We start from the raw sequence: 7,474 nt of genomic DNA on the forward strand, positions 1-7,474 counted from the left end.
ATATGCGTCAGAAGACGCGGGTTAGCGCCACATAGCCATAATGGGTCGTGCCTTGACGCGACGCATTGGGGGCGGTCCTCGCAAAGCGACCGGGGATGAGGGCAGACGCGCCAACTTCCAGCCGCAGTTTATTCGGCTGTAGCCAATAGCGGGCGCGGCCATCTATAGACGTACCGATAAAGGTGCCAGACTGGCCGGTGCGATCCTGCACGCGGGCCACAACCCACGCATCGCGCGCTTCGTCCAGATGGGCGTGCTTGAACGCCAAACGCATATCGCTGCGGGCATTGGGCTTCACTTCAATCCGGCCACCGGCGGCATTGATATTGGCGGGCGTCAAAGGTCCATGAATGCCCGTATTGCCCAGATCGGTGCGCCGCCCACCAAATAAGCGCTCGGCCTGTTCGAATTTGAGGTCATTGGGATTGCTGTCACCGGAGGCAAAATCCCAATCAATCCCGACCCGCGGCTGCCAAGGCAGATCAAAAGTATAGCCAAGATGGGCGTGGGCGGCGAAAGTCCGCACTTTCAGATCAATCGTATCGGTTAGCGCATTGCTTGCCCGACGGGTGCCGGTGCGCCAAGACGTATCTAACTCAAAGTCCCACCGGCTTTTTTGCGGTGGTTTGAACAGGCGGAATCCCGGCTGAAGATAGTCGCGATTGGGGGTATTGGTTCTGGCCGTATCATGTTCTTTCAAGCGAAAGACGAACAATTCGCCAGACGTCTCTGGCAACAGGTCGCCGAATAGATTGGCGCGGCGATAATGAACGCCTAAAAGCAGCCGCGACCACTCTTCACGGTCAGCCTGCATCTCATTCTTCTCAAGGCTCGCGCGATCTTGTGGCAATCGCCCGACTGGCACCACGGCCAACACATTCCACGCATCGCCGCGCGCATTACTCGACTGCCAATAGGCCCCGGTGAAGTTTAACAACACATTGGCCATATCGGCGCGCTCAAGAATGCGCCGACCGCCAATATCCAAGGTCTGGCGCCCCAGTTTCAGGCGGGCCTTGTCCTGTTTCAACGCATTGGCCAAGCCAGTTCCGCTCAGATCAATGGACGCGTAAGCCTGCAAGAGATCGAGCGGATTTACGAGCGACGCACTGAGCGTGGATCCCGTATCATTCAGTTCCTTGCGACTATCTTGTAACTCAAGACCAAAAGTGACGGGCTCAAACTTCGCTTCCGCCAAGATCAGCGTGCGAAACGCCAAAGCTTGGTCCCCGCCTTTACCTCCAGCCCGAAACTGCCCATCCAGGCTTTCATAGCGGACCCGCGCCTCGCCCGAGATCTCTAGCCATTCTGGCAAAATCCGTTCTGGCGTCGCAGATGGGTTATCCACCGGCGCAGTCTGGGCCTGCGAGGCATCGGGCAGCAAGGTCGCGAAGGTGAGCGCGGCACTGACCGCTAAAAACTGACGCACGGGGAGACTTTTGTCCTTCACTGACTGTTAGAGATCGCCTTTACAGTCACAGCGACTTCCACGGCGCTGCCTACTGTACGCACGGGGGGTATGGCAAAGGCAACACGCACCCAAAGGCCGATATTACCGTGTGTCTCGCGGAGAAGTGAAGACTTTGCCCCGAACCCTAAAGGCCGAGTGCTAAAGCAAAGGCAAATTGCGCACGCGCCGCCTCTGCTTTTGCAGCAACTTCGGCACTTTGCGCTTCATAAGCCGCGCGTTCTGCTGTCAGCACTTCCAAAAAGCCGGAAAGTCCCGACGTATAGCGCACCCGAGCCAATCGCGCTTGATCTGCAGCAGAGGCGACATTGGCGGCTTGGGCTTGCGCACTGCGCTCTCCTTGGCGAACAGCCGAAGCCTGAGTTTCCAAGTCGGCCAAGGCCTGCAGGACGCTCTGCTGATAGACCAGTGCTTCGGTCTCTGCCTGTGCCCCCGCTGCCTGTGCCAGCCCGCGCAGACGTCCAAAGTCAAACAAGGTAAGCGCTAAATTACCCGACACACTATTGGACGGAATAGATACGCCTTGGCCAAGGTCGGTCTCCACGGAAAGCCCCATCAGGGACAGATTAGGCAAACGGTCGCGCTGAGCCGCCCGCGCATCAAGGCCTGCTGCCTGTAAACGGCGCTGCGCCGCGACAAGATCAGGCCGTGTGTCGAGCCAGACTTGCGGGGCTATAATGGCTTGGCGGGAATCCAATTGCGGGATTGGAGCCATGGGTTCTAAGAGAACAGCCAGACTGCCGGGCTTATCGCCGATCAAGGCTTCCAGACCGAGACGGGCCGCCGTTTGGGCCTGCAGGAAACTGGGTAAGCGCGCGGCGATTGCATCGCGATTGCTGGTCGCCTGTGCCACGCCCAGACCGGTTTCAAGCCCGGCGACTTGCCGCGTTTTGGCTAGGCCTAAGCTTTCCTCAGCGCTGGCCAAATTGGCTTTGGTGACGGCAACTTGGGCTTGGGCTGCGCGATAGGCGATATAGAGTTGGGCCATATTTGTGCGCGTGGCACTTGCAACGCGCTGCGCGTCGAGGCGAGCAGCCTGCGCGCGGGCCTTACTGGCCCCTGCTCGCGCCCGATTTGCGCCGAAAAGGTCAAGCGGCACGGCTAAAGTGGCACTGCCGATCTTTTCGAGACTGGCTTTTCCGCCATCGACTTCAGTGCGTGTTTGGCTGCCGCTAACGCCCAGTGACGGCAAGAGACCCGCACGTGCAACCATCAATCGGGCTTCGGCTTCTTTCAGGCGGCTCTGCGCAATGGCAAGGTCTGGCCCCAATTGCACGCGGTAAAGCAATTCCTTCAGAACTGCATCTTGGCTTGTCGGCACATCGGGTAAGCGTGCAGTTTCTTGCCAAGCAACAGGTAAGGCGTTGCGCGTTTCAGCCTCTATCTGCGCGCTAGGGCCAGTGGCGCAGCCTGCCAGCGCGAGGCTTGCGACCAACAGACTCGTTGTCACCCAAAAGCGAAGGCGGCTCATTTCGCATCCCCTGATTTTGGAGCTGTCACCGCACGCGCAATGGGCCTCGCCGTCACAAAGACATCCATTTGCTGACCGACAAAGGCCTGTCTGCCAGCGGGATTGAACGAATAGATCACCTCCACCACACGGGTATCGACCCGTTCTGCCCCGCCATTGAGGTTCTTCTTCGGCATGGCTTGGGGTTCAAATCTGACGAAGGTCAAAGGAATGCGCTTGGAAGCATCCCCGCGCAGGCTTGCTTGAGCGGGTGCACCAGAGGCAATGCGGGCAGCATCTTCTTCATCAATCTGCACGCGGACATGCATCGGCGTGACCGCGCCCATGGCGACCAAGGGATCTGCCAACGTACCCGCACTGGCAAACTCTCCCACCCGAATATTGAGCCGCAGCACTTGGCCAGCAATGGGCGCGCGTACGATCAAGCGGTCCAGATCGGTAGAGACCACTTTGGCTTGTGCCGCAGCTTGGGCGGCACCGGCTTGAGCCGCGAGCGCTGCTTGTTGGCCTTCGGTGATCGAGGCCTTCGCACTGGCACTGGCGGCCTTTGCAGCAGCTAAACGGGCTTGCGCATCGCCAAGCCCACCGCGCGCAGACGTCAGGCCACCTTCGGCTTCTACCACCGCCCCGCGTGCCTGATCATGGCTGGCCTTGGCCCGTTCCATTGCGAATTTGGCGCGATCGCGTTCGTCAGTTGAGACCGCACGTGGATCAGAAATCGTTGCAAATAAGCCCAAGCGGGCTTGAGTATCCGCAAGCGCGAGGCGGGCGACATCAGCGGCAGCTTGCGCATTGGCCAAGCGCCCTTCGGCTTGGGTGAGAGCGCCGCGCGCCGTGGTGACACCGGCTTCAGCTTGGGCAATACCCGCCGCCGCATTGGCCGCATTGGCTTGTAAGGATGGCACACGGCTGGCGCTTGCCGCACTATTGGCGCGCGCCTGTTGGGCTGCAGCCAATTGCGCTTCGAGACTGGCACCCAAGGCACGGCCGTCGAGGCGGAACAAGGGTGCTCCAGCGACAACTTGTTCACCCGGCTTTACATAGACCTCGCGGACGACGCCGGACAATTCCGACCCCACCGCAATCACTTCGCTGGAGGGCTCAATCAGGCCCAGGGCAGCCACCACCGAATTTTGATCATCCGGTGCGGTTGCAGGTTGGGCCGGTGGAGCCGCACCAGCTTTATCCGGCGGTGAGAGCGTTAAAACGGCAAAGGCAATCAGGCCAGTCGCACCAATTGGCAAAACGAGGCGGCGTAAAAGTTGAGGCGTGACTTTCATCTTCTTAGACCTTTTGGGGGAGGGATTGGGTAAGGCCGTCGTCGATCACACGTCCATCTTCCATGCGGATGATCCGGTCGGCGAAGGAAAAAATGCGGTCGTCATGGGTGACGACGAGGACCGCGCGATTGGGATCGTCAGCCGCTTCATCGAGCAAAGCCATAACAGCCTGCCCCGAAGCGGCATCAAGGGCGGCCGTCGGCTCGTCACACACCACCAAAGCGGGATTGTGCGACAGGGCACGTGCGATGGCCACGCGTTGTTGCTGGCCGCCGGATAATTGCCGAGGGAATTTGGCTTTATGGGGCCCAAGCCCCAAATGGTCGAGCATGCGCCCAGATTGGGCGAGCGCATCTTCCCAAGCAACCCCATCTGAGATCAGCGGAATGGCCGCATTCTCTGCCACGTTCAGGGTTGGGATCAGGTTATATTGCTGGAAGATAAAGCCGATCTTGCGCCGCCGGAACCGCACGAGGTCGTCATTCTTCAAGCGGTCTAGGCGCTCATTCATTACGGTGACTGTGCCAAAGGTGGCCGACAAGGTGCCCGACAGGATTGAAAGCACCGTCGTCTTGCCGCAGCCCGATGGGCCAACCAGCATGGTCATTTTGCCGTAATCAATGCCCAAGGAGATGCCATGGAGAACCCGAATGACATCATTGCCACTGGGAAATTCCTTGATGACTTGATCAATCACCGCGGCTTGAGGGGAAACCAAAGTCATGCGCTTACCCCCGAAACACGATGGCTGGATCAAGCTTCAGGACTTTGCGCACGCTGACATAAGCGGAGCCCAGAACGATAACCATCACCAATAAGGCACTGCCGCCAACAATCTCGCCCAAGGCTTTGAAGCCACGTAGACTGGGGTCGGCTTGCCCGAAGTAAAGGAAGGCGGCAGTGCCCCCAATGCCAATGCCATAGCCGATAAAGCCAACCAGCAAGGCTTGGCTCAACACCATCACCAAGATTTGCCGATTGGTGACGCCGATGGCTTTAAGCGCCCCGAAATTCTTCAGGTTTTCGGCCACAAACATGGCCAAGGTCAGCGCTGTGATCACAACGGCAACCAGAATACCAAGCCCGATGGCTGCCCCAAACGAGATGGGGATACCGGTGTTTTCGATGATGAATTGCGTGCCCGCTGCGGCAAATTGTTGCCGTGTCAGGGCTTTCAAGCCGGTCACCTCGGTTATCCGCTTGGCAAGAGCTTCGGGTTCAATGCCGGGCTTGGCCTCAACCAGCACGAAGGACAATTTGTTGCGCTCAGGCGGGGTAATGGCTATCGCATCGGAGTATTTCATGTAGAGCGTGGGCAGACCGCTGAAATTGGTGAGGGAACTGGTAAGGCCGGTCACCACAATGCGATTGTCATTGATTTCAACGGCTTCGCCGATAGGATCGCGACCATCGGCCCAGATAAGATGGGTCGTATTGCCATCCAGAATGGCCGCATTGCGCCCGCGGATCGCGGCCATGCTGTTGGTTAGATTCTCCTCTGGTAGGCCAACCATGGACTGATTATCGACGCCCACCAACGTAACTGCGGCGATGTTGCCTTGCATGGTTTTCACCGTCGCAGCCGAGCGAGCATAGGGCACCGCCCACGCCACGCCATCGACTGAGCGCACCCGGTACAGGCTTTGATCGCTGATCGGTTGACCTTGATCAGGCTGTTTCACGCGCGGGTCCATCACCCAGATTTGCGCTTGGCGCACATCGAGAACCGGATTGGCCCCCCATGTCAAAAGCCCCACAAAAATAGACGCCTGTTGGCTCATCAACAGGGTGGAAAATCCAATACCAAACACCAGCCCAAAATATTTGACCGGATCCCCCATCAGCATTTTTAGCGCAATGCCAATCATGCCGAGATAGGAGCGTTGCCCGGATTGAGTACCAAGAGAAACCATGAGACTGCTTCTAAGTTAAGGTTCGCATTCGTCGTTCTTGCCGTGCCCAGACCCACCTGAAAAAGCGTGCTAGGGCACTGGCAATTTCTGAACCGAACTGTTAAGTTCAGTAAGTAGGCCATCAATTAACTGAACGGTTCAGTATGTCAAGAGACCTGGAACAAAAAAATTCTGAATTGGAAGCCTCGGGCCAGACGCCGTCTGCCCGCATGGGCCGCCCTATCGACTTGGCCAAGGAAGCCAAAATTCTGGAAGCCGCCAAAAATGCCTTCCTCGAAAACCCCTATGACCGCATCAGTATGGACGCTTTAGCGGCGCGCGCCGGGGTATCTAAAGTCACGCTTTACGCAAAATATAAGTCAAAGGATCAATTGTTTGTGGCGGCCATGAGTGTTGGCTGCAGCCCGATCTATGAAAATGCCAAGCTGGAAGTGGAAGCGGGCAAGCCCTTGGCAGAAACCTTGGAACGGCTTGGGATCGACTTCATCAAAATGATGCTGCACCCAGAAATCGCGGCCCTACACGGGGTTATGATGCAGGCGCTTGCGACCCAGCCCGAATTGCCCCGCGCCTTTTATGAGCGCGTGGTGCATAATTCCACCAACATCTTGGCAGATGTGCTGACGATCGCCGACAAACGCGGCGAGATTGCGTGCGATCAACCCTATTTGGCTGCCGTGCAATATATCGCCATGGTGCAGGGGGAGTTCCGCTATAAGCAAGAGCTCGGCGTCACGCGTGGCGTCGACGAGGATGAGCTAACTTTATTTGTGAAGTCCTGTGTGCGTGTCTTTTTGCGCGGTTGGCGCAAGGATTAGAGCACCCGCCCTGCCACGGCGGATAATTTGGCCAGAAGCGCAGGGTCTCGTGCCTCTGGGGCTGTGATCAGCGCGAAGTCCAAACATGTATCAATTGGAGAGGGCGTCCGTTCAATCGATTTGAGCGCGCGCGCCAAATCGGCCACCAAGGCCTTTGCCTTGGTTGAATTGGCGTGCATGACCTCTAGAATAGCCGAAACCTCAACCGCGGCATGGTCCTCGTTCCAACAATCATAGTCTGTCACCATGCAAACTGATGCATAGGGCAATTCCGCTTCGCGGGCGAGCTTGGCTTCGGGCATATTGGTCATGCCAATCACCGAACAGCCCCATGAGCGGTAAAGGTTGCTCTCGGCCAAAGTTGAGAATTGTGGGCCTTCCATCACGAGATAGGTACCGCCCTCGGTCACATCCGCGCCAGAGCGACGCGCCGCTTCTGCGGCAAGCCCGGCCAAACGCGGGCAAATGGGATGGGCTACCGACACATGGGCAACAAGGCCTGTGCCATAAAAGCTTTTGGGCCG

General features: G+C 57.9%; 6 protein-coding genes and 1 pseudogene. 1 reads left to right on the forward strand and 6 read right to left on the reverse strand.

Translation table 11 applies throughout. From position 1 onward, the window contains the following. Positions 1–7: 7 nt before the first annotated feature. The 5 genes from ACOVRA_RS02415 to ACOVRA_RS02435 all read right to left on the reverse strand — a co-directional run bounded on the left by ACOVRA_RS02415 (position 8) and on the right by ACOVRA_RS02435 (position 6,132). Positions 8–1,429 carry an alginate export family protein gene (locus ACOVRA_RS02415; protein WP_421718902.1) on the reverse strand — a complete coding sequence of 474 codons (1,422 nt, stop codon included), beginning with the start codon at positions 1,427–1,429 and terminating at the stop codon, positions 8–10. 166 nt (positions 1,430–1,595) lie between these two features. Further along, a complete protein-coding gene (locus ACOVRA_RS02420; protein ID WP_421718903.1) occupies positions 1,596–2,939 on the reverse strand; it encodes a TolC family protein in 1,344 nt (447 codons plus the stop codon). After that, on the reverse strand, positions 2,936–4,219 hold the full coding sequence (locus ACOVRA_RS02425) for an HlyD family secretion protein (RefSeq protein WP_421718904.1): 1,284 nt from the start codon (positions 4,217–4,219) through the stop codon (positions 2,936–2,938). The genes ACOVRA_RS02420 and ACOVRA_RS02425 overlap by 4 nt, the downstream gene beginning before the upstream one ends. A gap of 4 nt (positions 4,220–4,223) precedes the next feature. Further along, complete coding sequence (locus ACOVRA_RS02430; protein WP_421718905.1) at positions 4,224–4,943, reverse strand: ABC transporter ATP-binding protein; 720 nt, start codon at positions 4,941–4,943, stop codon at positions 4,224–4,226. Positions 4,944–4,947: 4 nt separating this feature from the next. Continuing rightward, the gene (locus tag ACOVRA_RS02435) at positions 4,948–6,132 is read right to left on the reverse strand and encodes an ABC transporter permease (protein WP_298228565.1); all 1,185 of its coding nucleotides are present in this window, start codon (positions 6,130–6,132) and stop codon (positions 4,948–4,950) included. Positions 6,133–6,275: 143 nt separating this feature from the next. On the opposite strand from ACOVRA_RS02435, the gene ACOVRA_RS02440 reads away from it, so the two are divergent. After that, positions 6,276–6,950 (forward strand): TetR/AcrR family transcriptional regulator, encoded by a 675-nt coding sequence (locus ACOVRA_RS02440; RefSeq protein WP_421718906.1) that lies wholly within the window; start codon positions 6,276–6,278, stop codon positions 6,948–6,950. Here ACOVRA_RS02440 and ACOVRA_RS02445 read toward each other — a convergent pair. Beyond that, a pseudogene (locus ACOVRA_RS02445) lies at positions 6,947–7,474 on the reverse strand (S-methyl-5'-thioadenosine phosphorylase); the annotation flags it as partial. The gene ACOVRA_RS02440 and the pseudogene ACOVRA_RS02445 overlap by 4 nt on opposite strands.

Source organism: Aquidulcibacter sp. (assembly GCF_049239865.1).
Classification (GTDB): Bacteria; Pseudomonadota; Alphaproteobacteria; order Caulobacterales; family Aquidulcibacteraceae; genus Aquidulcibacter.

Coding starts and splice junctions, on each gene's coding strand:
- ACOVRA_RS02420 (WP_421718903.1), bottom strand. CDS start 2,939: ATGAGCCGCCTTCGCTTTTGGGTGACAACGAGTCTGTTGGTCGCAAGC.
- ACOVRA_RS02425 (WP_421718904.1), bottom strand. CDS start 4,219: ATGAAAGTCACGCCTCAACTTTTACGCCGCCTCGTTTTGCCAATTGGT.
- ACOVRA_RS02430 (WP_421718905.1), bottom strand. CDS start 4,943: ATGACTTTGGTTTCCCCTCAAGCCGCGGTGATTGATCAAGTCATCAAG.
- ACOVRA_RS02435 (WP_298228565.1), bottom strand. CDS start 6,132: ATGGTTTCTCTTGGTACTCAATCCGGGCAACGCTCCTATCTCGGCATG.
- ACOVRA_RS02440 (WP_421718906.1), top strand. CDS start 6,276: ATGTCAAGAGACCTGGAACAAAAAAATTCTGAATTGGAAGCCTCGGGC.